23 protein-coding genes are annotated in these 25,035 nt (G+C 72.5%); 10 read left to right on the plus strand and 13 right to left on the minus strand.

The window, feature by feature from the left end; genetic code table 11:
* Positions 1-24: 24 nt before the first annotated feature.
* The 3 genes from cydB to hisC all read right to left on the minus strand — a co-directional run bounded on the left by cydB (position 25) and on the right by hisC (position 4,274).
* The gene (cydB, locus tag HCK00_RS01130; RefSeq protein WP_168099804.1) at positions 25-1,026 is read right to left on the minus strand and encodes a cytochrome d ubiquinol oxidase subunit II; all 1,002 of its coding nucleotides are present in this window, start codon (positions 1,024-1,026) and stop codon (positions 25-27) included.
* Between the two features lie 150 nt (positions 1,027-1,176).
* Positions 1,177-2,688, minus strand: coding sequence for a cytochrome ubiquinol oxidase subunit I (locus HCK00_RS01135; RefSeq protein ID WP_168100009.1), 1,512 nt, complete (start codon positions 2,686-2,688; stop codon positions 1,177-1,179).
* A gap of 473 nt (positions 2,689-3,161) precedes the next feature.
* A complete protein-coding gene (gene hisC, locus HCK00_RS01140; RefSeq protein ID WP_168099805.1) occupies positions 3,162-4,274 on the minus strand; it encodes a histidinol-phosphate transaminase in 1,113 nt (370 codons plus the stop codon).
* A gap of 508 nt (positions 4,275-4,782) precedes the next feature.
* On the opposite strand from hisC, the gene HCK00_RS01145 reads away from it, so the two are divergent.
* The 3 genes from HCK00_RS01145 to HCK00_RS01155 all read left to right on the plus strand — a co-directional run bounded on the left by HCK00_RS01145 (position 4,783) and on the right by HCK00_RS01155 (position 8,487).
* A complete protein-coding gene (locus HCK00_RS01145) occupies positions 4,783-5,880 on the plus strand; it encodes a LacI family DNA-binding transcriptional regulator (protein WP_168099806.1) in 1,098 nt (365 codons plus the stop codon).
* A 531-nt stretch (positions 5,881-6,411) separates the two neighbouring features.
* Positions 6,412-7,395, plus strand: a complete 984-nt coding sequence (locus HCK00_RS01150) for a metallophosphoesterase (RefSeq protein ID WP_375781901.1) — start codon at positions 6,412-6,414, stop codon at positions 7,393-7,395.
* Between the two features lie 186 nt (positions 7,396-7,581).
* On the plus strand, positions 7,582-8,487 hold the full coding sequence (locus tag HCK00_RS01155) for a hypothetical protein (RefSeq protein WP_311765090.1): 906 nt from the start codon (positions 7,582-7,584) through the stop codon (positions 8,485-8,487).
* A 160-nt stretch (positions 8,488-8,647) separates the two neighbouring features.
* Here HCK00_RS01155 and thiC read toward each other — a convergent pair whose 3' ends face one another.
* The gene (gene thiC, locus HCK00_RS01160) at positions 8,648-10,447 is read right to left on the minus strand and encodes a phosphomethylpyrimidine synthase ThiC (protein WP_168099808.1); all 1,800 of its coding nucleotides are present in this window, start codon (positions 10,445-10,447) and stop codon (positions 8,648-8,650) included.
* 217 nt (positions 10,448-10,664) lie between these two features.
* On the opposite strand from thiC, the gene HCK00_RS01165 reads away from it, so the two are divergent.
* Positions 10,665-12,092, plus strand: coding sequence for a YibE/F family protein (locus HCK00_RS01165; protein ID WP_168099809.1), 1,428 nt, complete (start codon positions 10,665-10,667; stop codon positions 12,090-12,092).
* A 102-nt stretch (positions 12,093-12,194) separates the two neighbouring features.
* Here HCK00_RS01165 and HCK00_RS01170 read toward each other — a convergent pair whose 3' ends face one another.
* The 3 genes from HCK00_RS01170 to HCK00_RS01180 all read right to left on the minus strand — a co-directional run bounded on the left by HCK00_RS01170 (position 12,195) and on the right by HCK00_RS01180 (position 13,617).
* A complete protein-coding gene (locus tag HCK00_RS01170) occupies positions 12,195-12,632 on the minus strand; it encodes an SsgA family sporulation/cell division regulator (RefSeq protein ID WP_168099810.1) in 438 nt (145 codons plus the stop codon).
* A gap of 309 nt (positions 12,633-12,941) precedes the next feature.
* The gene (locus tag HCK00_RS01175) at positions 12,942-13,160 is read right to left on the minus strand and encodes a DUF5326 family protein (protein ID WP_168099811.1); all 219 of its coding nucleotides are present in this window, start codon (positions 13,158-13,160) and stop codon (positions 12,942-12,944) included.
* A 139-nt stretch (positions 13,161-13,299) separates the two neighbouring features.
* Entirely contained in the window at positions 13,300-13,617 is a 318-nt protein-coding gene (locus tag HCK00_RS01180) for a cupin domain-containing protein (RefSeq protein ID WP_168099812.1), read from the minus strand.
* Between the two features lie 56 nt (positions 13,618-13,673).
* Between HCK00_RS01180 and HCK00_RS01185 the strand changes: the two genes are divergently transcribed.
* The 3 genes from HCK00_RS01185 (at position 13,674) to HCK00_RS01195 (ending at position 16,156) form a co-directional block, all read left to right on the plus strand.
* On the plus strand, positions 13,674-14,051 hold the full coding sequence (locus HCK00_RS01185) for a phage holin family protein (protein WP_168099813.1): 378 nt from the start codon (positions 13,674-13,676) through the stop codon (positions 14,049-14,051).
* A gap of 138 nt (positions 14,052-14,189) precedes the next feature.
* A complete protein-coding gene (locus HCK00_RS01190) occupies positions 14,190-15,335 on the plus strand; it encodes a cystathionine gamma-lyase (RefSeq protein ID WP_168099814.1) in 1,146 nt (381 codons plus the stop codon).
* Between the two features lie 341 nt (positions 15,336-15,676).
* Positions 15,677-16,156, plus strand: a complete 480-nt coding sequence (locus HCK00_RS01195) for an NUDIX domain-containing protein (RefSeq protein WP_168099815.1) — start codon at positions 15,677-15,679, stop codon at positions 16,154-16,156.
* Positions 16,157-16,340: 184 nt separating this feature from the next.
* Here HCK00_RS01195 and HCK00_RS01200 read toward each other — a convergent pair whose 3' ends face one another.
* Together HCK00_RS01200 and dnaB are read right to left on the minus strand one after the other, a co-directional pair.
* On the minus strand, positions 16,341-17,768 hold the full coding sequence (locus HCK00_RS01200; RefSeq protein ID WP_168099816.1) for a serine hydrolase domain-containing protein: 1,428 nt from the start codon (positions 17,766-17,768) through the stop codon (positions 16,341-16,343).
* A gap of 22 nt (positions 17,769-17,790) precedes the next feature.
* Entirely contained in the window at positions 17,791-19,305 is a 1,515-nt protein-coding gene (dnaB, locus tag HCK00_RS01205) for a replicative DNA helicase (protein ID WP_168099817.1), read from the minus strand.
* A gap of 455 nt (positions 19,306-19,760) precedes the next feature.
* Here dnaB and HCK00_RS01210 point away from each other — a divergent pair, with 455 nt between their 5' ends.
* Entirely contained in the window at positions 19,761-21,098 is a 1,338-nt protein-coding gene (locus HCK00_RS01210) for an MATE family efflux transporter (RefSeq protein ID WP_168099818.1), read from the plus strand.
* A 136-nt stretch (positions 21,099-21,234) separates the two neighbouring features.
* On the opposite strand, the gene rplI is transcribed toward HCK00_RS01210, so the two are convergent.
* The 4 genes from rplI to rpsF form a co-directional block, all read right to left on the minus strand.
* On the minus strand, positions 21,235-21,681 hold the full coding sequence (gene rplI, locus HCK00_RS01215; protein WP_168099819.1) for a 50S ribosomal protein L9: 447 nt from the start codon (positions 21,679-21,681) through the stop codon (positions 21,235-21,237).
* 18 nt (positions 21,682-21,699) lie between these two features.
* On the minus strand, positions 21,700-21,936 hold the full coding sequence (gene rpsR, locus HCK00_RS01220) for a 30S ribosomal protein S18 (protein ID WP_004950692.1): 237 nt from the start codon (positions 21,934-21,936) through the stop codon (positions 21,700-21,702).
* A gap of 60 nt (positions 21,937-21,996) precedes the next feature.
* The gene (locus tag HCK00_RS01225) at positions 21,997-22,596 is read right to left on the minus strand and encodes a single-stranded DNA-binding protein (RefSeq protein WP_168099820.1); all 600 of its coding nucleotides are present in this window, start codon (positions 22,594-22,596) and stop codon (positions 21,997-21,999) included.
* A 115-nt stretch (positions 22,597-22,711) separates the two neighbouring features.
* Positions 22,712-23,002: a 30S ribosomal protein S6 gene (gene rpsF / locus HCK00_RS01230; RefSeq protein WP_168099821.1), complete on the minus strand. Its 291-nt coding sequence runs from the start codon at positions 23,000-23,002 to the stop codon at positions 22,712-22,714.
* A 290-nt stretch (positions 23,003-23,292) separates the two neighbouring features.
* Between rpsF and HCK00_RS01235 the strand changes: the two genes are divergently transcribed.
* Together HCK00_RS01235 and HCK00_RS01240 are read left to right on the plus strand one after the other, a co-directional pair.
* A complete protein-coding gene (locus HCK00_RS01235) occupies positions 23,293-23,622 on the plus strand; it encodes a hypothetical protein (protein WP_168099822.1) in 330 nt (109 codons plus the stop codon).
* Positions 23,623-23,874: 252 nt separating this feature from the next.
* Positions 23,875-24,993: a lipid II:glycine glycyltransferase FemX gene (locus HCK00_RS01240; protein ID WP_168099823.1), complete on the plus strand. Its 1,119-nt coding sequence runs from the start codon at positions 23,875-23,877 to the stop codon at positions 24,991-24,993.
* Positions 24,994-25,035 lie beyond the last annotated feature (42 nt).

Here is a 25,035-nt window from a genome sequence, read left to right on the forward strand (position 1 = left end):
CCGGCCACTGTTCTCACCCGGCCCTCAGTGCGCGTCCGCGAGATGCTGGGTGCCGATGCGCTTACGGAAAACCCAGTAGGTCCAGCCCTGGTAGAGCATGACCAGCGGAGCCGCCACCCCGGCACACCAGGTCATGATCTTCAGCGTGTACGGGGTGGAGGAGGCGTTGGCCACGGTCAGGCTCCACTCCTCGTCCAGGGTGGACGGCATGACATCCGGGAACAGCGTCAGGAAGAGCATCGCCACGGCTGCGGCCACGGTGATCCCCGACAGGGCGAACGCCCATCCCTCCCGGCTCCGGCCGTTCATCCCGATCGCCGCGAGCAGGGCGCCTGCCGCGACCACCAGGGCCACCAGGCTGAGGCCGTCCCCGCGCTCCAGCTGGGTCCAGCCCAGCCAGAGGACCGCCAGCCCGGCGGCGGGCACCCCCACGGCCGTGGCCGTCCGCCGGGCCCGGGCCCGGATGTCCCCGACGGTCTTGAGGGCCACGAAGACCGCGCCGTGGAAGGTGAAGAGGGTCAGCGTGACCGCCCCGCCGAGCAGCGCGTACCCGTTGACCAGGCCGAGCAGACCGCCGGTGTACTCGCCGTCCGCGTCGATGGCCACCCCGTGCACGATGTTGCCGAAGACCACTCCCCAGAGGAACGCGGGCACCACCGAGGTCCAGAAGATGGCGTGCTCCCAGCGGGACTGCCAGCGCTCCTCCTGGCGCTTGTGCCGGTACTCGAAGGCGACCCCGCGGACGATCAGCGCGAGCAGGATCGCCAGCAGCGGCAGGTAGAAGCCGGAGAAGAGGGTGGCGTACCACTCCGGGAAGGCCGCGAAGGTGGCGCCGGCGGCGGTGAGCAGCCAGACCTCGTTGCCGTCCCAGACCGGGCCGATGGTGTTGATCAGGACCCTTCGCTCACGGCGGTCGCGGGCCAGCACCTTGGTGAGCACGCCGACCCCGAAGTCGAAGCCCTCCAGGAAGAAGTAGCCCGTCCACAGGAAGGCGATCAGGACGAACCAGATGTCGTGCAGTTCCATGCCTCGCTCCTCGTCGCTCGGTCAGGCACGGTCAGGGACCGGGGGTCCAGAGGTTCAGGGGGTCAGGGGATGCGGCCGGCCGGGGCCGGTGGTCCGCCGCCGGGCCCGGTGAGCGGTGGCCCGCCGGTCCCGGGCCGCCGGCCTCCGGGATCAGTACGAGAAGGCCATGGGCCGGTCGGCGTCGTCGCGGTCGTGACCGCCGATCCGGGTGGGCGGGTCGAGGTCGGCGTCGGTGAGCTCCGGCGGCCCGGCCTTGGCGTAGGTGACCAGGAGCCGCACCTCGACCACCGCGAGAATCGCGTACAGCAGGGTGAAGACGCCCATCGACAGCAGCACCTCGCCCTGGCTCACCCCCGGGGAGACCGCGTCCTCCGTCCGCAGCACGCCGTAGACCACCCAGGGCTGACGGCCCATCTCGGTGAAGATCCAGCCCCAGGAACTGGCGATCAGCGGGAAACCGATGGTGAGCACGGCCAGCCGCCAGTACCAGCCGGTGAGGGTGGCCCCCAGCGTCCGGTCCCGGGTGAGCGCGAGCAGCGGCACCTCGTCCTCGCCGGTCCGCAACCGGGGCGCGAGCCAGAGCCGCTTCCGGGTGAGGTACAGGCCGACCGCGCCGAGCAGGAAGGAGGCCATGCCGAAACCGATCATCCAGCGGAAGCCCCAGTAGGCGACCGGGATGTTGGGCCGGTAGTCGCCGGGCCCGTACTTCTCCTGCTCGGCCTCGTTCACGTCGTTGATGCCCGGGACGGCGGTCTCCAGATCGCCGTGGGCGAGGAAGGAGAGGAGCCCGGGGATCTCGACGGCGACCGAGTTGTGCCCCTCGTCGACGTCCCCGTAGGCGAAGAGGGAGAAGGGCGCGGGCGCCTCGCTGTCCCACAGCGCCTCGGCGGCGGCCATCTTCATCGGCTGCTGCTCGAACATCACCTTGCTGAGCTGGTCACCGCTGACGGCGGTCAGCAGACCGCCGACGACCAGGGTCACCAGGCCGAGCCGGAGCGAGGTCCGCATCTCGGGGACGTGCCGGCCACGGCGGAGGTGCACCGCCGCGATGCCGACCATGAAGGCGCCGCCCGCCAGGAACGCCGCGGTGAGGGTGTGGAAGACCACCACGAGGGTCGTCTCCTGGGTGAGTACGTGCAGGAAGTCGGTGAGTTCGGCCCGCCCGGTCTCCTCGTTGATCCGGTAACCGACCGGATGCTGCATCCAGGAGTTGGCCGCCAGGATGAAGTACGCGGAGAGCACCGTGCCGAGCGCCACCATCCACATGCAGGCGGCGTGGATCCCCTTCGGCAGCTTGTCCCAGCCGAAGATCCACAGGCCGATGAAGGTGGACTCGAAGAAGAACGCGATCAGCGCCTCGAGGGCCAGCGGGGCGCCGAAGACGTCCCCGACGAAGCGCGAGTAGTCGGACCAGTTCATCCCGAACTGGAACTCCTGCACGATGCCGGTGACGACCCCCATCGCGATGTTGATCAGGAAGAGCCGGCCCCAGAACTTGGTGGCCCGGAGGTACTTCTCCTTGCCCGTCCGCACCCACGCGGTCTCCAGCCCGGCCACCAGCGCGGCCAGGGAGATCGTCAGGGGGACGAACAGGAAGTGGTAGACGGTCGTGATGCCGAACTGCCAGCGCGCGAGCGTCTCGGGGGCCAGGGCCGTGTGCACGGCGTCGACCGCCGTCACGGTGGTCACGGTGGTCAGAGGATCCATGGCGGCACTCCCTCACATCGCGGCGATCGGATGTGGCAGACCACCCGTTTCACGGAGGAACGGGAGGAACCAGCAGAACCAGAGCAACCGGAACAGAGTCCAGCGCTTGTGAAAGCGTTCACATTCACAAGCCCAGTATCGCGCACCCGTTCCCCGGAGGAAGCAGCGGGGGGTGTGCCCTGCGGCACACCCCCCGAACTGCGATCTTTTCCGGACACCCCCGGTGCCGCACCGGCCCCACCGGCACGACCCGGCCCCTGGCCCGACGAGGGCACCGGCGGTCCTGACGCGGCCGCGGCCGACGCCGCCGGGGCGCGGCCGGCCAACCCACCGCGCCACCGGACAACCGGATCACCGGACGCACTGAACCGACGGGCGCACCGGACCGCCGGAACCCCCGGGCCCCGGATCACCGGCCGCCCGGGACCTCAGAGCTCCTTGCGGAACGCCTCCGCCGCCTCCAGCAGCAGGTCGTTCGCCTCGGGCTCACCGATGGTGATCCGCACGCCCTCGCCCGGGAACGGCCGGACGACCACGCCCGCCCGTTCACAGGCCGCCGCGAACTCCGACGTCCGCTCCCCCAGCCGCAGCCAGACGAAGTTGGCCTGGGACTCCGGGACCGACCAGCCCTGGGCCGACAGCGCCCCGGACACCCTTGCCCGCTCCGCGACCAGCGCCGACACCCGCTCCAGCAGCGCGTCCTCGCTGCGCAGCGAGGCCACCGCGGCGTCCTGCGCCAGCTGGCTCACGCCGAAGGGCACCGCGGTCTTGCGCAGCGCGGCCGCGACCGGCTCGTGCGCCACCGCGAAGCCGACGCGCAGCCCGGCCAGCCCGTACGCCTTGGAGAAGGTGCGCAGCACGCAGACGTTCGGGCGGTCGCGGTAGATCTCCAGGCCGTCCGGCACCTCCGCGTCCCGGATGAACTCCCGGTAGGCCTCGTCCAGGACCACCAGGACGTCGGAGGGCACCCGGTCCAGGAAGCGTTCCAGCTCCTCCCGGCGGACGGCCGTGCCGGTCGGGTTGTTCGGATTGCAGACGAAGACCAGCCGGGTCCGGCCGGTCACGGCCGCGGCCATCGCGTCCAGGTCGTGCCGCTCGTCTTCGGTGAGCGGCACCTGCACGGAGGACGCGCCGGAGATCTGGGTGAGGATCGGGTACGCCTCGAAGGAGCGCCAGCCGTAGATCACCTCGTCCCCCGGGCCGGCGGTGGCCTGGAGGAGTTGCTGGGCCACGCCCACCGAGCCGGTGCCGGTGGCCAGATGCGTGGCCGGCACGTCGAACCGCTCGGACAGCTCGGCGGTCAGCGCGCTGCACGCCATGTCGGGGTAGCGGTGGAAGCTCTCCGCGGCGCTCCGCACGCTCTCCATGACTCCCGGCAGCGGTGGGTAGGGGTTCTCGTTGGAGGAGAGCTTGTACGTGACCGGCCCGTCCCCCGCCGCGGCGGGCTTGCCCGGCTTGTAGGTCGGGATGCCCTCCAGCACACCGCGCAGTCTGGGGATCACCGGGGCCTCGGGGGAGACCCCCCGGGATTCAGTGTGCATCACAGTCCTCCTCGACCGTCCCGCCGCCTCATCGTGCCGTCCAATGCTGCATACCCTATGAGGATTGCGGCGACGGGCAATGGCCGCGGCGCGGGAAGCCGGGCGGCGCGGCGCGGGAGCGGACCGCGGCGCCGTGCGGCGAGGCCCGGCGGTGTGCGGCGCCGCAGGGCCCGGGCGGAGTGATGTGGAACCGCGGCCACCTTCGCCCGATACGTCCGCGGGGCCCTCCGCGGTGCCGTCCGCCGTCCCGCCGGTGCACGGCCACCTCCCGCGCGCCGGTGGATCGCGCCGCCCCGCGCATCACCCGTCCAGGTGACTTGAGACCTCTTCGAAACAAACACGGTTCCCTGGAAAGCGGCCCGTATGGGCACCACGGCCGCCCAAAGTTTTCCCCAACGACCTTGCATGTCATGGCTGTTGAGGTCGCCCGCCTTGCAGAAACGTAACTCCTGATGGTCCGTCACCGACTGCCGCTCCCGGGGCCCGGGCACCCTAGTATCGGCTGGCCATGACAGCAGCAGAGAAGCACCAGGTGAGCCGGGCGGCCGGCCGTCGGCTGGGGCGAGCGGGCATCCGGGACGTGGCCGCCGCCGCCGGTGTCTCCATCACGACTGTCTCCGACGCCCTCAACGGCAAGGGCCGCCTCCCCGACGCCACCCGCCGTCACGTCCGCGAGGTCGCGGAGCGACTGGGCTACCGCCCTTCCGCCGCGGCGCGCACCCTCCGTACGGGCCGGTCCGGGCTGATCGGACTGACCGTGACCACCTACGGTGACGAGCCCTTCACCTTCACCGAGTTCGCCTACTTCGCCGAGATGGCCCGGGCCGCCACCTCCGCCGCGCTGGACCGCGGCTATGCCCTCGTCATCCTCCCCGCCACCTCCCGTCACGACGTCTGGTCCAACGTCGCCCTCGACGGCACGGTGGTCATCGACCCCTCCGACCACGACCCGGTCGTCGCCGAGCTCACGCGGCAGCGGATCCCCGTCGTCTCCGACGGCCGCCCCGCCGGTTCCGTACCGGTGACCGCCTGGGTCGACAACGACCACGAGGCCGCCGTCCTCGGACTGCTGGACCACCTCGCCGAGGCCGGCGCCCGCCGGATCGGCCTGCTCACCGGCACCACCACCGACACCTACACGCGCCTCTCCACCAGCGCCTACCTCGCCTGGTGCGAACGGGCCGGGCAGGACCCGGTCTACGAGAAGTACCCGGCCCACGACCCGCGCGCGGGAGCCGTCGCGGCGGACCGCCTGCTGGCCCGCCCCGACCGCCCGGACGCCGTCTACGGCCTCTTCGACCCCAACGGCACGGACCTGCTGGCCGCCGCGCGCCGCTACGGCCTGCGTGTCCCCGAGGACCTGCTGCTGGTGTGCTGTAGCGAGTCCACGGTCTACGCCGGCACCGAGCCGCCGGTCACCACCCTCTCCCTGCAACCGCGCCGGATCGGCACGGCGGTGGTCCAGCTGCTGATCGACGCCATCGAGGGGCTGGACGAGGGGCGTCCGGTGGCCCAGGTGATACCGACGGAGCTGATCGTGCGCACCTCCTCGCAGCGGCGCGCCTCGCGCACGACGGTCACCCCGCCCCGGTCGTCCCCGGCCTGACGGCGCCGGATCCCGGGCGGCCCGCCGGGTCCGGGCCGTTCACCCGGCCGCCTCCCGTGCCGGGAGCGGCGCGCCGCCCGGCGCGGGCCGCGCCGGGCCCGGGCCGCCCGGGACCGGCGGTGCCCGGCCTGGAGGCACACCGGCCCGGCGACCTCCCGCGGGCGTCTTCCGGTGCGGTGCGCCACGGCCGGACGCCGGCACACCCGCGTGCGGACGGGCGTCCGGGGCCGGATCCTCCCGCCGGCCGGAGCCGCGGCACGGCCGGCGCCCGCCGCCACGGGGCAATTCGGGAGGAAAGCCGGTGCTCCCGGCCGTCCCGGGGATTGACGGGTCCCTGGTGCGTCACAACCCGCGAGCGGCGTTCCTATGATGGGCGCACGACACTGCGGATCCTTGATCGCGAAGGGTCCCCGCCCCGAGGCGGGGAGGGTGCCGTCCGCGGCGGCGGACGGGGTCCGGCAGGTGTACGGCGGCGCGACGGTGGAGGGGTCGATGACTCAGGGGGCCGGTCAGGGACCCGTGGTGCGGGGCATGCTCACCATGCAGGTGACACCCGCGGACGCGGCGGCACCGCCGTACGCGGCCGAGGACGGCTATACGCCCACCGAGCGGAATCTCCCCGTCATCGGGCGCGCTGCCGCGGCCGCCGGGGTCCCGCATCCCGGGCAGGAACCGCAGGCGGCCCCCTCGGACGGGCCCGGCCCGCTCTACGTGGTGGGAGATGTCCACGGTTACCTCGACGAGTTGCGCGCGGCCCTGCGGACCGAGGGGCTCATCGACGAGCAGGACCGGTGGGTCGCCGGCACCGCCCGTCTGTGGTTCCTCGGGGACTTCACCGACCGCGGCCCGGACGGCGTCGGGGTCATCGATCTCGTCATGCGGCTCTCGGCCGAGGCGGCCGCGGCGGGCGGCTACTGCAAGGCCCTGATGGGCAATCACGAACTGCTGCTGATCGGCGCCAAGCGGTTCGGGGACACCCCCGTGGCCTCCGCCGCCGGGACGGCCTCCTTCCACGCGGCCTGGCTGCTCAACGGCGGCCAGCGCACCGACATGGAGCGGCTGCAGGACCACCATGTGCAGTGGATGTCCCGGCTCGACGCGATCGCCGAGGAGGACGGCCATCTGCTCGTCCACTCCGACACCACCGAGTATCTGGATTTCGGGGACTCCATCGAGGCCGTCAACGACAGGGTGACGGAGACCCTGCACCGCGGTGACGCCGCCGAGTGCTGGGAGCTCTTCCGCAAGTTCACCAAGCGCTTCGCCTTCCGCGACCAGGGCGGCTCCGAGGCCGCCCGCCGGCTGCTCGGGGCCTACGGCGGCGGGCGCGTCGTCCACGGCCACAGCCCCATCCCGTACCTCACCGGGCAGGTGGGCAGCGAGGACGGGGAGGACGGCGGCGCGCCGGTGGTCGAGGGCCCGCACGTCTACGCCGACGGGCTGGCCATCGCCATGGACGGCGGGGTCACCATGGCCGGAAGAATGCTGGTCACCCAACTGCCCTTGGCCGGCTGAGGATTACCGGACACCCGCCCCGGGCAGATAGACATGCCCACGGTCGGGTCACATTCCGGCAACACCCTGCCAGGTCCCGCGTGGGCGCTCTACCATCGGCCTATCCGCAGCAGGCTCTCCTCCGTTTCCGCCCGCTCGCCCGGTGAGAATCGGGGCGCCGGGCCCACGGAGCATCGGGGGATGCACATGAACAGCGCACAGCATCTGCTTCCCGAGGACCACCCGGAGTACGCCCGGGTCCTCGACGAGGCGCTGCGCGGCATGACCGGGTCGTCGGCGGCGACGGCCGGCGGCACCGGTGGGCGGCCGGGCACCGAGCAGCTCCGTGCCCTGGCGCTGGAGGCCGCGCCGAGAATCGCGGCGCGCGCCGCCGGCGAGTACCGCGCGTATGTGACGCTCCGGGAGAAGGTGCGGGAGGGCGCGCGGCAGCAGAGCGGCGTCGACACCCCCGAGGGCGGGAACGGCGGCGGGGCCGCCCTCACCACCGCCGTGGGTGAGACCGCCGGGGCCGGGCTGCTCGCGGTCTTCACGGTGCTGGCCCCCGTGCTGGCGGGTGCCGCGGCGGCGATCTTCCTGCTCATCGGCTATCTGCTCCATCTCTTCAGCCCGGACGCGCCGACGGCCGGCCCGATCATCAACGCCGGCTGGGTCTTCCTGGCCCTCGCCGCGGCGGCCACCGTCATCGCGATGTGCGGCCTGGTCTTCACCGCCCTCCGCAACGGCTCGGGCTCCCTGGGCACGGCCGGCCGGGCCCGGGGCCGCGACCGGGACGACGAGTTGGCGCGCCTGCGCGAGACATGGCGGCGGGCGCTGCTCGACCGGGGCATCCTGCCGTTCCTGCGCGAGGCGCAGAGGGAGTCGACGGCGGCGCTCGCCGCGCGGGAGGGCGGCCGAGCCGAAGACGCCTCCGCGGAGGGCTCCCCGGAGGAGGACCGGTCGGGCGGCCGCACCCCCCAGCTCGGCTACAACCGGCCGGGATTCAGCAGCCCGGGCGGAGGCGACACCCCGGGGGAGGGTGGTTCCCGGCCGCGCTTCAACAGCCCCGGCTTCTCCAGCCCCGGCTACGGTGGCCCCGACCACCCGCCCGAGTAGCCCGGCCGGCGCACCGCCGCCCGCCGCCCCGCCCCTCACCACCGTCCGCCGCCGTCCGCTTCCATGGGCCCGGGGCGCGAGGAGGCGGACGACGGCGGGAACGAGACGGAGGGACGCGCCGGCGGACGGTCCGGCCCCGCCGGCCCGGGCCCCTCGGCGGTCAGTCCGCGATCGGCAGGTACACCCGGTTCCCGCCCGCGGCGAACTCCCGTGACTTGCGGAGCATCCCCTCGGCGGCCTCCTCCGCCGTGGTCCCCTCCGCTCCGGCACCGAACCGCTCGGTGATGTCATGGCTGATTTTCATCGAGCAGAATTTCGGTCCGCACATCGAGCAGAAGTGCGCCGTCTTCGCCGGCTCGGCCGGCAGGGTCTCGTCGTGGAAGGCGCGGGCCGTGTCGGGGTCGAGGGCCAGGTTGAACTGGTCCTCCCAGCGGAACTCGAAACGGGCGTCGGAGAGCGCGTCGTCCCACTCCTGGGCGCCGGGGTGCCCCTTGGCCAGGTCGGCCGCGTGGGCCGCGATCTTGTAGGTGATGACCCCGGTCTTCACGTCGTCGCGGTCCGGCAGCCCCAGGTGCTCCTTGGGCGTGACGTAGCAGAGCATCGCCGTGCCCCACCAGGCGATCATGGCCGCGCCGATGCCCGAGGTGATGTGGTCGTAGCCGGGCGCCACATCGGTGGTCAGCGGACCGAGGGTGTAGAAGGGCGCGTCCTCGCAGATCTCCTGCTGGAGGTCCACGTTCTCCTTGATCTTGTGCATGGGCACATGGCCCGGTCCCTCGATCATCGTCTGCACCCCGTGGGCCTTGGCGACCCGGTTCAGCTCGCCGAGGGTGCGCAACTCGGCGAACTGCGCCTCGTCGTTGGCGTCCGCGACGGAACCGGGGCGCAGCCCGTCCCCGAGGGAGAACGTCACGTCGTAGGCGGCGAGGATCTCGCACAGCTCCTCGAAGTGCTCGTAGAGGAAACTCTCCTGGTGGTGCGCCAGGCACCAGGCAGCCATGATCGAGCCGCCGCGCGAGACGATGCCGGTCTTCCGGCGGGCGGTCAGGGGGACATGGCGGAGCAGTACCCCCGCGTGGACCGTCATGTAGTCCACGCCCTGTTCGGCCTGTTCGATCACGGTGTCCCGGTAGATCTCCCAGGTCAGCTCCTCGGCCCGGCCGCCGGTCTTCTCCAGGGCCTGGTACAGGGGCACGGTGCCGATGGGCACGGGGGAGTTGCGCAGCACCCACTCACGGGTGGTGTGGACGTCCCGCCCGGTGGAGAGGTCCATGACGGTGTCGGCGCCCCAGCGGGTGGCCCAGGTCATCTTCTCGACCTCCTCCTCGACGGAGGAGGTGACGGCCGAGTTGCCGATGTTCGCGTTGACCTTCACCAGGAACCGCTTGCCGATCACCATCGGCTCGGACTCCGGGTGGTTGACGTTCGCGGGGAGCACCGCGCGCCCGGCGGCGATCTCCTCCCGGACGGTCTCCGGGGAGACGTCCTCCCGGACGGCGGCGAACTCCATCTCGGCCGTGATCTCGCCGCGCCGGGCATGGGTGAGCTGGGTGACGGGCGAGCCGTCGCGGCTCCGCCGGGGGCGCCGGGGCCCCTCGGGACCCGGGCCGGCCAGGTGCGGGCCCCGGCCGGCGGCGGTACGGAGGCCGTCGTCCTCCGGCCGCCGCGGCCGGCCCGCGTACTCCTCGGTGTCACCGCGAGCGGTGATCCAGTCCTGGCGCAGCGGCGGCAGTCCGCGCCGTACGTCGGTGGTGACGGTGGGGTCGGTGTACGGGCCGGACGTGTCGTACAGCGTCACGTCGCGGCCGTCGGTCAGACGCACCCGCCGTACGGGGACCCGCAGGTCCGGGCGGGAGCCGGTCAGATAGCCCTTGTGCCATCCGATCGGCCGGGGCCCGCCGTCCCCGCCGGGGCGGGTGGACGGTTCCTGGGCAGGCGTGCGCGCGTCGTCTACGGTCATCTCGGACCTACTCCCTACGCCGGCATTACCCGGTAACAGGTTCGGCGGTCGGCGCAGCGGCTTCCGTGGGGTCCCGGCGTACGGCCGGACCCGGGTACGGAGTTCAGCGCCCTCTCAGCCCGGTGCTCCGAGCTCCCGCGTGTGCAAAGGCGCCCCCACGCTAACGCCGTCCCGCGGTTCCTGACCAGAGCGCCTCCCTTCTTGCGATGATCGGGCGGTGAACTCGACGCCCGAACCCCCGGCCCGCCCCGACCCGGCCCAGCCCCACGGCCACGCGCACCCGCCCCCACACGCGCATACGCACGGCCACGGCCCCGCGGCCCCCGTCTCCCGGCGGCTGCGGACGATCATCGCCGCCGTGCTGATCCCGTTCGCCGTCGCCGTCGCCGTCGGACTGGTGGCTCTGTGGCCCGGCGGAGTCCCGGGGCACGCCCCGAGCGGCGTGGGCATGGACCGCCAGATGGAGAAGGCGCAGGTCGTGCGGGTCGAGCAGGTGAAGTGCTCGGACGTGAACGCCGGCGGTGGGCAGCCGCCCGGGGCCGCGCCGGAACAGGGGACACCGGGCGCGCCGGGCGGGGACGGGGCCGGCGACGAGGTCTGCGAGAAGGCGACCGTGCGCGTCACCACCGGGGACGACAAGGGGCGGGAGTTCACCGAGATCGTCCAGCCGGACTCCACACGGCGGCTGAGCCAGGGGCAGGGCGTGGTGGTCGCGTACGCTCCCAACGCGCCGCGTGAGTTGCAGTATTCGGTGAACGACGTGGAACGGGACGTCCCGATCACGCTGCTGGCCGGCCTCTTCGCGCTCGCCGTGGTCGCGGTGGGACGGCTCCGCGGGCTGCTCGCGCTGGTCTCACTGGTCGTGAGTTTCGCCGTGCTGACGCTGTTCATCCTGCCGGCGATACTTCAGGGCGAGCATCCGCTGCTGGTCGCCGTGGTCGGCAGCAGCGCGATCATGCTGGCGGCCCTCTATCTGTGCCACGGGCTGACGGCGCGGACCTCCGTGGCCGTCCTGGGCACCCTCATCTCCCTGCTGCTGATCGGGCTGCTGGGGTCGGTCTTCATCGACTGGGCGAAGCTCACCGGCAACACCTCCGACGAGACGGGGCTCATCCACGGCCTCTATCCGGGCATCGAGCTGAGCGGTCTGCTGCTGGCGGGCGTCATCATCGGCTCGCTCGGCGTCCTCGACGACGTGACGGTGACCCAGACCTCGGCGGTGTGGGAGCTGCGCCAGGCGGACCCGACGATGTCCGCGCGGCGGCTGTACCAGGCGGGTATCCGAATCGGCCGCGATCACATCGCGTCCGTGGTCAACACCCTGGTGCTGGCCTACGCGGGGGCCGCGCTGCCGCTGCTGCTGCTCTTCTCCATCGCGCGGAGCGGTGTGTCCACGGTGGCCCTGAGCGAGGTGGTCGCGGAGGAGATCGTCCGCACCCTGGTGGGGAGCATCGGGCTGGTGGCGTCGGTGCCGGTCACGACCGGACTGGCGGCCCTGGTGGTGTCGGCGGACCGGTTCACGCCGGGCACCGGCGCCCCGGCGGCGGGCACGGCCGGCGCGGAGGCCCCCTCGGCGGGCGCGTCGGCGCCCGGCCCCCGGCGCGCGGAGTCCCGAGGGGGGCGCGGACGCCGCCGCAAGCCCTGAGCCGCCGGGAAAGCCGGGCACCCGCCTCCCCGGGGGCGGAGGCGTGCCGGGTGACGCCCGGACCGGCCCCGCGCGGCCGTCCGCCCAGGAGCGGCAGCGCCGTCAGCCGGCGTTGCGGGCCTGGGAGAGAATCCGGTCCAGCGCCTCCGCCAGCCGGTCGTCGAAGTCGCCGGCGGCCTGTTCCTGCCCCATGGGGACGATGCGGTCCGTCCGGTCCAGGAAGGCCACCAGCGGGGCGGCGCCCGCCCGGAAGGCCGCCCGCTCCTCGCCCACCTGGAGGCGGATGAGGACGTCGGAAAGCACGCCCGGGGTGGCCGGGGCGATGTGCACGTCCCCGTCCCCGGTGGGCGCGCTCAGCCCGTCCAGCAGCAGGTCACGGGCGAACGCCCAGGTGACCGGGGTGTCGCCCGGCAGGTGGAAGGTGAAGCGGACCGCGAAGGGATCGGCCGGGTCGTACTCCAGCTCCACCGGAATGCGGAAGGACAGCTCCTCGGAGACGAGGAAGCTCATCATCAGCTCTGCCTGAATCGTGTCGCGCATTGGTCCCACTGCCCCGCGTCGCTCGGAGTGGCCTGGTGTGAGACTCCCCGGCCCTCATGACGCCTGGTGATCGATGCGCCGACGGGCCACCGGAGTGGTGTTACGGATACTGCTGGTGCGGGCGGGGCCACGGAGAGAGCCGCCCACTGCGCAGCGTAGCCGCTTCCGGTCGTGGAGTAGCTGACCGGCATGGGGAGATGAGCGAGAAACACGAAAGCGGCGCCCGCGGACCCGGGCCGTCCGGAGGGACGGGGACCGGGCCCGTGAGCGCCACGGGTGGGGGCCGGCGCACCGGGGCCGGCGAGCGCCTCAGCCGTCGCCGCGCGGGGGCGAGGAGGCGGTGAACTTCCGGACGACGTAGACCAGTCCGGCCACCAGCGCGGCGAAGACCAGCACCTTGAAGAGCAGGCCGACGAGGAAGCCGATGACGTTCATGATCAGGCCGCCGAACATGATCAGCGCCAGGACCGGAACGGCGACCCACTTCACCCACCACGGCAGACCGTCGAAGATTTCCTTGACCGCCACTGTCGTTTCCCCTGCCTACGGTTCGCGGTACCGGAACGCCTCCGGCTGTCTTCGATGCTAATCGCGGTGGGCGTGTCGCGGGGCCGCCGCGGCCCTCGTCGTTCCCTGACCCGCCCCCTACGGGGCGCGCGGCTCCCCGTCAGCTCTCGGGTGGAGAGAAGATCACCAGCACCCGGAGGTCCTCGGTGATGTGGTGGAACTTGTGCTCCACCCCGGCGGGCACGTAGACGACGCTGCCGCGGGCCACCGGGGTGGTCTCCGCCCCCACGGTGATCGACGCCCGCCCCGTGATCACGCAGTAGATCTCGTCCTGCGCGTGCGGCCGCTGCGGGTCCACCGCCCCCGCCTCCAGGGCGTACAGCCCGGCCGACATCGTCTTCTCCCGGAGGAACTGCAGGTAGGAGCCATCGTGCGCGGCGCGCTCCGCGTCCAGTTCGTCCAGTCGGAAAGCCTTCATGCTCACCCCTCGATACGGCCTTCGGCCCAGCGGATCCTGTCTGGGACGATCAGATCATGCTGAATTTTCTGATCAAGACGGTGGCCAACGCCGCGGCCCTCGCCGCAGCGGTCTGGCTGCTCGACGACATCACCCTCACCGGGAGCAGCACGGGTGGCAAGGCGCTGACCCTGCTCCTGGTCGCCCTGATCTTCGGCGTGGTCAACATCGTCGTCAAGCCGGTGGTGCGGCTGCTCTCGCTGCCGCTGTTCGTCCTCACCCTGGGGTTGTTCACCCTGGTGGTGAACGCTCTGATGCTGATGCTCACCTCCTGGCTGGCGGGCCTGGTCGACCTCCCCTTCCACGTCGCGGGATTCTGGACCGCGGTGCTCGGTGGCCTGATCGTCTCCGTCGTCTCCTGGGCCGTGAACCTGGCGCTGCCGGACCGCAGCTGACCGAATCCGCCCGGCCCCGCGGCGCCCCCGGCCGGACCCGGCTCCTGCCGGGCGGCCGGAAGGAGGCCGGTGGCCGCGGGGCCGGCCGCCGGAGAACCGCCGTACCGCCGCCGGAGGGCGGAGAAGGGAGAGGAACGGATGACCGAGACCGCCGGGGACGGCACCCGCGCCGTCCGCGCCGGGCTTCCCGAGCCCGTGGCCCACGAGCCGTCGCTGCCCGGGCCGGTGTTCGCCGCCCACTACCACCTGCCGGGGGAACCGGCCGGCCCCTACACCTACGGCCGGGACGAGAACCCCACCTGGACCAGGCTGGAACAGGCCATCGGCGAGCTGGAGTCCCCTGAGGCACCGGCGGAGACCGTCGTCTTCCCGTCCGGCATGGGCGCCGTCTCCGCCGTCCTGTTCTCGCAGCTCCGCTCCGGCGACGCGGTCGTGCTGCCGTCCGACGGCTACCAGGCGCTGCCGCTGGTCCGCGAGGCCCTGGAAGGCTACGGGGTGGAGGTGCGCACCGCGCCCACCGCGGGCGACGCCCAGCGCACCCTGGTGGACGGCGCGCGGCTGCTGTGGATCGAGAGCCCGGCCAACCCCGGGCTCGACGTCTGCGACATCCGGCGGCTCTGCCGGGCCGCCCGGGCCGCGGGTGCGCTCGTCGCCGTCGACAACACCCTGGCCACCCCGCTCGGCCAGCGCCCGCTCGACCTGGGCGCCGACTTCTCCGTGGCCAGCGGGACCAAGGCGCTGACCGGCCACGGGGACGTCCTGCTGGGGTACGTCAGCTGCCGCGATCCGCGGTCCGCCGCGGCGGTGCGGAAGTGGCGCAAGACGGCGGGCGCCGTGACCGGGCCGATGGAGGCCTGGCTGGCCCACCGCTCGCTCGCGACGCTCCAGCTCCGCGTGGACCGGCAGGCCGCGAACGCCCTCGCCCTGGCCCGGGCGCTCCGCGAGCGGCCCGAGGTGACGGGGCTGCGTCACCCCGGACTGCCGGAGGACCCCGCGCACACCGTCGCCGCGGGGCAGATGCGCGGTGGCCGCTTCGGCTGCGTGGTCTCCTTCACCCTCCCGGACCGCGCGCACGCCGAGCGGTTCCTGGGCGCGCTCCTCCTCGTCGACGAGGCCACGAGCTTCGGAGGGGTGCGTTCCTCGGCCGAGCGGCGCGGGCGGTGGGGCGGGGACGCCGTGCCGGAGGGGTTCATCCGCCTCTCGGTGGGCGTGGAGGACCCGGACGACCTGCTGGCCGACGTGGAGCGGGCACTGGACCGGGCACGGGGCCGGGCGGCGACCTGAGCCGGACTCGCACCCACGCCGCTTCCGGGGCGGCACGGCGGGGGCTGCCCGAGCAGCCGGGCGGGGGCGTGCGGACGACGGTGCGCGGCGGGTGTCAGCGCCGACGGCGCGGGCGCGGCACGGTGGGGCCGGGCGGGGCGGCTCCCCCCTCGTGGTTCGAGCCGCCCCTGGTTCCGCCCGGGAACCGCTCGCACAAGGCTGGTTGACGGCCCGTCATGCACCCGTCGCGGTGAGGACACGGGGCAGACGCGGATACCCGGAGGACGCCCGGCGCGCCGGCACGGATCCACCGGACGCCGGGCGCGGGTTTCGACGGCGCCGTCCTGGGCCAGATCAACCCCATGACCGAACGGCCGCTGGTCAAGCGCACCGCCCGCGCCATCCTGCTCGACGGCGACGACATGGTTCTGATCAAACGGACCAAGCCGGACCGCCCGCCGTACTGGATCACGCCAGGCGGTGGGGTCGAACCGGAGGACGCCACCGTCGTCGAGGCCCTCCACCGGGAGCTCGACGAGGAACTGGGCGCCAAGGTCACAGATGTGGTCCCGGCCTTCGTCGACACCGTGGAACACACCACGGGGGACGGTGCCTCCGGCGTCAAGGTGCAGCACTTCTTCCTCTGCCGGCTGGTCACGATGGATCCGTCCCGCCGCCACGGCCCCGAGGTGGAGGAGCCGAGCGGCGAGTACGAGATCGTCAAGATCCCTTTTACGCGGGTCGGACTCGCCTCCGTGGAGGTCGTCCCGCTGTCACTCCGGCACTATCTGGACGGCAACATCGAGGGGGTACGGGCGCTGCACGCCCCGGACCTGGGGTGACACCTCCCCGCCTCCGTCTCGCCTCTGTCCCGCGGCCGTCCCGCCCCCGCCTCGCGGGAGGCCGGTAACCGGGACGAGCGGTCCGGGGAGACCGGGCGCGTGTTTCACGTGAAACGGGATCCGGCCACCACCCCTCGGCACCGGAGACGGAGGCCGCGGGAAGCCCGGGGGCCGCGCCGTCCCGTCAAGGCAGAGGCCGCCATCCCCCGCGGTCCACGCCACCGGGCACCGGCGCCGCCGGGTCGTAGGGCTCACGGGTGAAGACGAACGAGCCGAGGTCCAGATGGCTGAGGGTGCCGTCGGACCGCCGGACAGGCCGCAAGGTCTCCCCGAGGTAGTAGCCGTCCAGACCTGTCCAGGTGGCGTCCGGCTCGGCGCGGAAGCGGGAGGTGCGGCCCATACCCGCCAGAGCGGTGAGCTCCAGGCCACGCCCGGCCAGAAGCCGCACCGCGAACGGCACGGGTCCCCAGTACCACGGGCCGGTCAGCTCCAGCAGTTCCGGATCCCACGTGGAGAGCGGCCGCCAGGGCTCCGGGATCCGCGGCTCACGATCGGCGACGATCGACACCAGATCACCGGCCGCGGGGCCGACGGCCGGACCGGCGGTGGCGTTGGCCAGCACGATCCCCGCCACGTCGTCCTCCGCACTGATCCACAGAGTGGCCAGGTAACCGGGGAGCGAGCCGCCGTGACCGAAGAGCACCCGCCCGTCCCGGCGGAGCAGGAGCAGGCCGAGCCCGTAGCCGGCTTCCCAGCCGTCCCTGGCGGGCACCGCCGCCGGTTCGCGCATCTCGGCCACCACCCCGGCCGGGAGCACCCGCTCGTCACCACGCATCAGGAAGGCCGCGAAGCGCCCCAGATCCGCCGCCGTGGACCACAACTGCCCGGCGGGGGCCATGATGCCGAGGTCCTCCGCCGGCTCGGGAAGGAGGACGTCCGCCCAGGGGTGGACCGCCCAGCCCGCGGCATACGGGGCCCGTGGGCGTACCCCGGTCCGGGCCATTCCCAGCGGCTCCAGCACCTCGCGCCGGAGCACCGCCTCCCACGGCTCCTCACGGAGGGCCTCCACCAGCGCGCCGAGCAGGGCATAACCGGGGTTGGAGTAGTGGAAGCGCCGCCCGGCGGGGTGGAGCACCGGCCGGTCCCCCAGGACGTCCCGCAGGGCGGGGCGCGTCTCCCCCGGGGTCCGCTCCCACCACGGGCCCGGCGTCTCGGCCGCCAGTCCGGCCCCGTGACAGAGGAGCTGGGCGACGGTCACCTCCCCCACCCCGGTACCGGGCAGATGGTGCTCCAGCGGGTCGTCGAGCCCGATCAGCCCCTCTTCCCGCAGCCGCAGCACGAGCACGGCCGTGAAGGTCTTGGTGAGGGAGCCGACGCGGTACTGGGTGTCCTCCCCCGGGGCCGCTCCGTCCGGGGCCGGGCTCTCCGGGGCCGGGCCCTCCGGCGTACCGGCCGGGGTGAGGGCGCCGTACCCCCCGCTCCAGACCGTCCGCCCGCCGCGTACCACGGCCGCCGCCAGGGACGGGGCCCGTCCTTCGGCCTGGGCGACGGCGGCCCGGTGGTGCAGCGCGCGGACGGTCTCCGGCAGCAGGCTGTCGTGCAATGCAGTCATGCGCCTACTACAGCAGGCGTGATCAGGTCTGCGCCATGTCGACGAAGCGCGAGTAGTGGCCCTGGAAGGCGACGGTGATGGTCGCCGTCGGGCCGTTGCGGTGCTTGGCCACGATCAGGTCCGCCTCGCCTGCCCGGGGCGACTCCTTCTCATAGGCGTCCTCGCGGTGCAGCAGGATCACCATGTCGGCGTCCTGCTCGATGGAGCCGGACTCGCGGAGGTCGGAGACCATCGGCTTCTTGTCCGTGCGCTGTTCGGGACCGCGGTTGAGCTGCGACAGGGCGATGACCGGCACTTCCAGCTCCTTGGCCAGGAGCTTGAGGTTCCGGGACATGTCGGAGACCTCCTGCTGGCGGCTCTCCGGCCGCCGCGCGCCGCCGGACTGCATCAGCTGGAGGTAGTCGATCACCACCAGCTGGAGGTCGCTGCGCTGTTTCAGCCGCCGGCACTTGGCACGGATCTCCATCATGGAGAGGTTGGGGGAGTCGTCGATGTAGAGGGGCGCCTGGGAGACATCGGGCATCCGCCGCGCGAGCCGGGTCCAGTCCTCGTCGGTCATGCTGCCGGAACGCATGTGGTGCAGCGCCACCCGGGCCTCCGCCGACAGCAGTCGCATCGCGATCTCGTTGCGCCCCATCTCCAGCGAGAAGATGACGCTGGGCAGATTGTTCTTGATCGAGCAGGCCCGGGCGAAGTCCAGCGCGAGGGTGGACTTGCCCATCGCGGGGCGGGCCGCGATCACGATCATCTGCCCGGGGTGCAGGCCGTTGGTGAGGGAGTCGAGGTCGGTGAAGCCCGTCGGCACCCCGGACATCTGGCCGCTGCGGGAACCGATCGCCTCGATCTCGTCGAGGGCGCCCTCCATGATGTCGCCGAGGGGGAGGTAGTCCTCGCTGGTGCGCTGCTCGGTGACGGCGTAGATCTCGGCCTGGGCGTTGTTGACGATCTCGTCGACGTCACCATCCGCCGCATAACCCATCTGGGTGATGCGGGTCCCCGCCTCGACGAGCCGGCGCAGCACCGCCCGCTCGTGGACGATCTCGGCGTAGTACTCCGCGTTGGCCGCCGTGGGCACCGACTGGACGAGCGTGTGGAGGTACGAGGCACCCCCGACCCGGGTGATCTCCCCGCGCCGGGTGAGCTCGGCGGCGACCGTGATCGGGTCGGCCGGCTCGCCCTTGGCGTAGAGGTCGAGAATCGCCTGGTAGACCGTCTCGTGCGCCGGGCGGTAGAAGTCGGCCCCCTTGAGGACCTCCACCACGTCCGCGATGGCGTCCTTGGAGAGCAGCATTCCGCCGAGCACGGACTGCTCGGCGTCGAGGTCCTGGGGAGGTACGCGCTCGAAACCCTGTGCGGCGCCCCCCGGGCCGGCCCAGGGGTCGTCACCCCGGTCGTGCTGGTCCTGGCGGCCCCGTTCACCGCGTTCGCCCCGTTCGCCCCGTTCACCGCGCTGGAACGAGCGCGAGCGCGCGGTCGGCAACCGGTCGCCGGGACCGGCCTCCGGGGCCCAGGCCTGCTCCGTGTCCGGCTGGGTCATCCGGCACCTCCTCCCGTCCGCGCGGCCGGCGTCTCACCGCCCGGTCCACCACTCGGCGTGCCCCACCTTCATACGGCACGGCTCCGACAAATGGGATGCTCGACTCCGCTGGCGACGGGCCGAGTTCCCTGGGTGGCCGGACCACCGTAGGGCCCCCGGAGCCGAGGACCAAGAAAGTTATCCACAGGGTGTGTGGACGACGGATCACATCCTGTGGAGAAGTGGCCCCAACCTGTGCACGAGCCGGGGGACAGCGCTGTGGACAGTCGGCCAATCACACCATCGCAACTGCCCTGACCTGCACTTCTGCCGTCCACCGGCTGTGCAGGAGAAAAAAATCCCCCACTGGGACGAGATCATGACAGAAGCGCGCGCGCACCCAGCCCCCCTCGCCCTCGGGTAAGGGCCGCAGCTACACTCCATCCATTACCTGTGGAAGATTGGAGCCAGAGGCCATGCCCCAGGCCCCCGCGCCGCCCCGGTCCGGCCGCCGCCACGACCGTGAGATCCTCTCCCTCGCCCTTCCGGCCTTCGGGGCCCTGGTCGCCGAGCCGCTCTTCCTCCTGACCGACAGCGCGATCGTCGGCCACCTGGGCACCGCCCATCTTGCCGGTCTCGGCGTCGCCGCGGCCGTGCTCGCCACCGCCGTCAACGTCTTCGTGTTTCTCGCCTACGCCACCACCGCCGCCGTGGCCCGCCGGGTCGGCGCCGGCGACCTCCCCGCCGCGATCCGGCAGGGCATGGACGGTATCTGGCTCGCCCTGCTGCTGGGCGCCGTCACGGCCGCCGCCGCCCTGCCCGCCGCTCCCTGGCTGGTCGGTCTCTTCGGCACCTCCCCCACCGCGGCCCCGCACGCCGTCACCTATCTGCGGGTCAGCGCGCTGGGCATCCCCGCCATGCTCGTGGTCCTCGCCGCCACCGGCGTGCTGCGCGGGCTGCAGGACACCCGCACCCCGCTGCGGATCGCGGTGGCCGGGTTCGGCGCCAACGCCGTCCTCAACGTCCTGCTGGTCTACGGCGCCGGGCTCGGCATCGCCGGCTCCGCCTGGGGCACGGTGATCGCCCAGTGCGCGATGGCCACGGCGTATCTCGTCGTGGTGGTGCGTGGCGCCCGCCGCCACGGCGCCTCGCTGCGGCCGGACGCCGCGGGCATCAGGGCCTGCGCGAGGGCCGGGGCGCCCCTGCTCGTCCGCACCCTCTCCCTGCGGGCCGTGCTGCTGATCGCCACCGGGGTGGCGACCCGGCTCGGGGACGCCGAGGTGGCCGCCCACCAGATCGTGCTGACCCTGTGGACGCTGATGGCGTTCGCCCTGGACGCCATCGCGATCGCCGGGCAGGCCATCATCGGGCGCATGCTGGGCGCCGGGGACGGCACGGAGGCCCGGTCCGTCTGCCGCCGCATGGTGGGGTGGGGAGTGGTCTCCGGCATGCTGCTGGGCCTGCTCGTCGTGGTGGCCAGACCGCTGTTGCTGCCGCTCTTCAGCACCGACGCCTCGGTACACCGGCTGCTCCTCCCGGCGCTGGTGGTGGCCGCGGTGTTCCAGCCTGTCGCCGGGGTGGTGTTCGTGCTGGACGGGGTGTTGATGGGCGCCGGGGACGGCCCCTATCTGGCCTGGGCGATGCTCGCCACCCTCGCCGTGTTCGCCCCCGTGGCGCTGGCCGTTCCCGCGCTGGGCGGCGGCCTGACGGCGCTGTGGTGGGTGATGGGGCTGATGATGGCGGTACGGCTGCTCACCCTGGGCCTGCGCACCGCCTCCGGCCGGTGGCTGGTCACCGGAGCGGTGCGGGGCTGACGAGCCCCGCACCACCGCCGCACCACCGCGGTGCCGCGTCCGTGCCGCCGGCCCGCCGGGCCCGGAGACGGCGAAGGGCCGCGCCCCCGGGCTCCTGCCCCGGGACGCGGCCCCTCGGCCGTTTCCGCCGTAGGCGTCAGGCCGGGACGACCTCGACGCCGACCTGCGCGGCGACCTCGGAGTGCAGCCGCACGGACACCTGGTGCGAGCCCAGGGTCTTGATCGGCGCACCGACCTCGATCCGGCGCTTGTCCACGTCCGGCCCACCGGCCTGCTTGATCGCAGACGCGATGTCGGCCGGGGTGACGGAGCCGAAGAGGCGGCCCGAGTCACCCGAGCGGGTGGCCAGGCGGACCTTCACGGACTCCAGCTGGGCCTTCACGGAGTTGGCCTGCTCGATCGTGGCGATCTCGCGGATCTTGCGGCCGCGGCGGATCTGCGCGACGTCCTTCTCGCCACCCTTGGTCCAGCGGATCGCGAAACCGCGCGGGACCAGGTAGTTACGAGCGTAGCCGTCCTTGACGTCCACGACGTCGCCCGCGGCACCGAGGCCGGAGACCTCGTGGGTGAGGATGATCTTCATGGTCCGGTCACCCTTCCCTTATCGCGCGGACGAGGTGTAGGGCAGCAGCGCCATCTCACGGCTGTTCTTGACAGCCGTGGCGACGTCGCGCTGGTGCTGGGTGCAGTTGCCGGTGACGCGGCGGGCACGGATCTTGCCACGGTCGGAAATGAACTTCCGCAGCATGTTCGTGTCCTTGTAGTCCACGTACGCGGTCTTGTCCTTGCAGAACGCGCAGACCTTCTTCTTCGGCTTGCGCGGAGGCGGCTTCGCCATTGTCTCTCTCCAGTGTGATCAAAAAGTGTCGCTGACCGCCCGGGCCAGGCCGCTGCCGGCCTAGAAAGGCGGCTCGTCCGAGTAGCCACCGCCGGAACCGGAACCGGAGCCGGAGCCACCGCCCCAGCCACCGCCCCCACCCTGCTGGCCGCCGCCGGCCGGAGCGCCGGTCGCCCAGGGGTCGTCGGCGGGAGCCCCGCCGCCCTGCTGGCCACCACCGGGGCCGCCGCCCCAGCCGCCGCCACCCTGGGGACCGCCGCCCTGACCGCCGCCGTAACCACCCTGACCGCCACGGCCGGTGGTCTTGGTGACCTTGGCCGTCGCGTTGCGCAGGCTGGCGCCGACCTCGTCGACGTCCAGTTCGTAGACCGTGCGCTTGACGCCCTCGCGGTCCTCGTACGACCGCTGCTTCAGCCGGCCCTGCACGATGACGCGCGTGCCGCGCTGGAGCGACTCGGCGACGTTCTCCGCCGCCTGGCGCCAGACCGAGCAGGTGAGGAAGAGGCTCTCGCCGTCCTTCCACTCATTGGTCTGGCGGTCGAAGGTGCGCGGAGTGGACGCGACACGGAACTTCGCGACCGCCGCACCGGAGGGGGTGAAGCGCAGCTCGGGGTCGTCGACGAGATTGCCGACGACCGTGATGACGGTCTCGCCTGCCATAGGGGTACCTCTCGGCGGGGTGCTGGCTGCGGGTTGCTGGTGGGCCGGGCCGCTTGACGGCGCCCGGTCCGGTCCTGGGCATCACCGCTGAACGTGCGCCGCGGTGGCGCCCCGGTCAGTGGGTCTCGGGACGGAGGACCTTGGTCCGGAGGACCGACTCGTTCAGGTTCATCTGCCGGTCGAGCTCCTTGACGACCGCGGGCTCGGCCCGGAGGTCGATGACCGAGTAGATTCCCTCGGGCTTCTTCTTGATCTCGTAGGCGAGACGACGACGGCCCCAGGTGTCGACCTTCTCGACCTTTCCGTTGCCCTCACGGACGACGGAAAGGAAGTTCTCGATCAGCGGGCTGACGGCCCGCTCCTCGAGATCGGGGTCGAGGATGACCATCACCTCGTAGTGACGCATGTGGAACCCACCTCCTCTGGACTCGGCGGCCACGGTCTTTCCGTGGCAGGAGGGTCGTGATGCGTACGCAACGGTACCGGCCACCACCGACAGCCGAGGATTCCCGGCGAGGACCCCGGGGGGCCCGGCCGCGGCGGCGGGTCAGTGGCACGGGAACGGTCACCGATGCAGACCGTTCAGACTACCCGCATCTGCTCTTCCGGTTGAAATCCGCCCCGGACTCCCCGCAACCTGGAGACATCGGGTGTGACCGGCGCCACAGCGCGCCGTTTTACCGCCGGGAGGTGCCCATGGCGCAACCAGCACGTCATCACCGCAACCCGCTCGCCGCCGTCAGCTCCGTCCTCAACAGCGACGGCCGGCCCCATCCCGTGGAGAACAGCCTCGTCGCCGCGACGCTCGTCCTCGGGGCGGTGGCCTTCGTCACCGCGCAGTTCCACCATCTTCACCTGATCAGTTCATGGACGGGCCTGGCCGGAGTGGTCAGCGGCCTGTGGGGGCAGATGATCTCCGCGACCACCGCCGAGCGCTTCGCGCTGGTCATCGGGTTGGGGGCGGCGGCCGTCGGCCTCTTCCTGGGCATGGCCCACGGCGGTCCCTTCGGCGGCGTCCTCGGCTGACGGGCCCGGCCGGGACCGCCGGCCCGTGCCCCCGAAGGTCCCCGAAGGGCCCGGAAAGCCACCGGAGGGGTCCCGGGGACGTCCAGGAGCCCCCGGAGGAGTCCGGCGGGGGCGCGCGGCGCCGGAATCCGGGGCCCCGCGCCCCTCTGACGGGCCGTACGCCCGAACGAGGTCCTCCCCGGACCAGTAGGCTTCGCCGCGAGAGCCGGAGCCCCATCCCCCTGGGGACGAACCTGCCGAGGAGCACCCCGCATGAGCCTGACCCTGAGGACCATCAGCCGCGAGCAGCATCTGGCGTACATCCAGAGCCTGCCCTCGGCCAGCCACTGCCAGGTTCCCGCGTGGGCGGACGTGAAGAAGGAGTGGCGCTCGGAGAACCTCGGCTGGTTCGACGCCACGGGCGAGCTGGTCGGCGCCGGGCTGGTGCTGTACCGGCAGCTCCCCAAGGTCAAGCGGTATCTGGCCTACCTCCCCGAGGGCCCGGTCATCAACTGGTTCGCCCCCAATCTGGAGGAGTGGCTCCAGCCGATGCTCGCCCACCTGAAGCAGGCGGGCGCCTTCTCCGTGAAGATGGGCCCGCCCGTGGTCATCCGCCGCTGGGACGCCCCCGCCATCAAGACCGGCATCCAGAACCCGGACGTGAAGCGGCTGCGGGACGTCGAGGCCACCTTCATCGAGCCGCGCGCCTTCGAGGTGGCGGACCGGCTGCGCCGGATGGGCTGGCAGCAGGGCGAGGACGGCGGCGCGGGCTTCGGTGACGTCCAGCCGCGCTACGTCTTCCAGGTGCCGCTGGAGAACCGCTCCCTGGAGTCCGTCCACAAGTCCTTCAACCAGCTGTGGCGGCGCAACATCAAGAAGGCCGAGAAGGCCGGCGTCGAGGTCGTCCAGGGCGGCTACGAGGACCTCGCCGAGTGGCAGCGCCTGTACGAGGTCACCGCAGAGCGTGACCGCTTCCGCCCCCGCCCGCTCGGCTACTTCCAGCGCATGTGGACGGCGCTCAACGCCGAGGACCCCAACCGGATGCGGCTCTACTTCGCCCGTCACGAGGGGGAGAACGTGGCCGCGGCCACCATGCTCATCGTCGGCGGCCACGTCTGGTACTCCTACGGCGCCTCCGCCAACCACAAGCGCGAGGTACGCCCCTCCAACGCCATGCAGTGGCGGATGCTGTGCGACGCCTACGCCCTCGGCGCGAGCGTCTACGACCTGCGCGGCATCAGCGACTCCCTGGACGAGACGGACCACCTCTTCGGGCTCATCCAGTTCAAGGTGGGCACCGGCGGGGAGGCGGCCGAGTACATCGGCGAGTGGGACTTCCCGCTGAACAAGCTGCTGCACAAGGCGCTCGACATCTACATGTCGCGGCGCTAGAACGCCCGGAGGGGCCGTCGCCCGCCGTGCACCCCGGCGGGG

This window comes from Streptomyces zingiberis (genome assembly GCF_012034935.1).
Taxonomy (GTDB): Bacteria; Actinomycetota; Actinomycetes; order Streptomycetales; family Streptomycetaceae; genus Streptomyces; species Streptomyces zingiberis.

What these genes read in the sequence shown, in the direction of transcription:
- HCK00_RS01235 (WP_168099822.1), top strand. Translation starts at nt 23,293, where the DNA reads ATGGCGCAACCAGCACGTCATCACCGCAACCCGCTCGCCGCCGTCAGC.
- HCK00_RS01180 (WP_168099812.1), bottom strand. Translation starts at nt 13,617, where the DNA reads ATGAAGGCTTTCCGACTGGACGAACTGGACGCGGAGCGCGCCGCGCAC.
- HCK00_RS01170 (WP_168099810.1), bottom strand. Translation starts at nt 12,632, where the DNA reads ATGCGCGACACGATTCAGGCAGAGCTGATGATGAGCTTCCTCGTCTCC.
- HCK00_RS01225 (WP_168099820.1), bottom strand. Translation starts at nt 22,596, where the DNA reads ATGGCAGGCGAGACCGTCATCACGGTCGTCGGCAATCTCGTCGACGAC.
- HCK00_RS01195 (WP_168099815.1), top strand. Translation starts at nt 15,677, where the DNA reads ATGACCGAACGGCCGCTGGTCAAGCGCACCGCCCGCGCCATCCTGCTC.
- thiC (WP_168099808.1), bottom strand. Translation starts at nt 10,447, where the DNA reads ATGACCGTAGACGACGCGCGCACGCCTGCCCAGGAACCGTCCACCCGC.
- rpsF (WP_168099821.1), bottom strand. Translation starts at nt 23,002, where the DNA reads ATGCGTCACTACGAGGTGATGGTCATCCTCGACCCCGATCTCGAGGAG.
- HCK00_RS01240 (WP_168099823.1), top strand. Translation starts at nt 23,875, where the DNA reads ATGAGCCTGACCCTGAGGACCATCAGCCGCGAGCAGCATCTGGCGTAC.
- HCK00_RS01155 (WP_311765090.1), top strand. Translation starts at nt 7,582, where the DNA reads ATGAACAGCGCACAGCATCTGCTTCCCGAGGACCACCCGGAGTACGCC.
- HCK00_RS01185 (WP_168099813.1), top strand. Translation starts at nt 13,674, where the DNA reads ATGCTGAATTTTCTGATCAAGACGGTGGCCAACGCCGCGGCCCTCGCC.
- HCK00_RS01150 (WP_375781901.1), top strand. Translation starts at nt 6,412, where the DNA reads ATGCTCACCATGCAGGTGACACCCGCGGACGCGGCGGCACCGCCGTAC.
- HCK00_RS01210 (WP_168099818.1), top strand. Translation starts at nt 19,761, where the DNA reads ATGCCCCAGGCCCCCGCGCCGCCCCGGTCCGGCCGCCGCCACGACCGT.
- cydB (WP_168099804.1), bottom strand. Translation starts at nt 1,026, where the DNA reads ATGGAACTGCACGACATCTGGTTCGTCCTGATCGCCTTCCTGTGGACG.
- rplI (WP_168099819.1), bottom strand. Translation starts at nt 21,681, where the DNA reads ATGAAGATCATCCTCACCCACGAGGTCTCCGGCCTCGGTGCCGCGGGC.
- dnaB (WP_168099817.1), bottom strand. Translation starts at nt 19,305, where the DNA reads ATGACCCAGCCGGACACGGAGCAGGCCTGGGCCCCGGAGGCCGGTCCC.
- HCK00_RS01145 (WP_168099806.1), top strand. Translation starts at nt 4,783, where the DNA reads ATGACAGCAGCAGAGAAGCACCAGGTGAGCCGGGCGGCCGGCCGTCGG.
- HCK00_RS01200 (WP_168099816.1), bottom strand. Translation starts at nt 17,768, where the DNA reads ATGACTGCATTGCACGACAGCCTGCTGCCGGAGACCGTCCGCGCGCTG.
- HCK00_RS01190 (WP_168099814.1), top strand. Translation starts at nt 14,190, where the DNA reads ATGACCGAGACCGCCGGGGACGGCACCCGCGCCGTCCGCGCCGGGCTT.
- rpsR (WP_004950692.1), bottom strand. Translation starts at nt 21,936, where the DNA reads ATGGCGAAGCCGCCTCCGCGCAAGCCGAAGAAGAAGGTCTGCGCGTTC.
- hisC (WP_168099805.1), bottom strand. Translation starts at nt 4,274, where the DNA reads ATGCACACTGAATCCCGGGGGGTCTCCCCCGAGGCCCCGGTGATCCCC.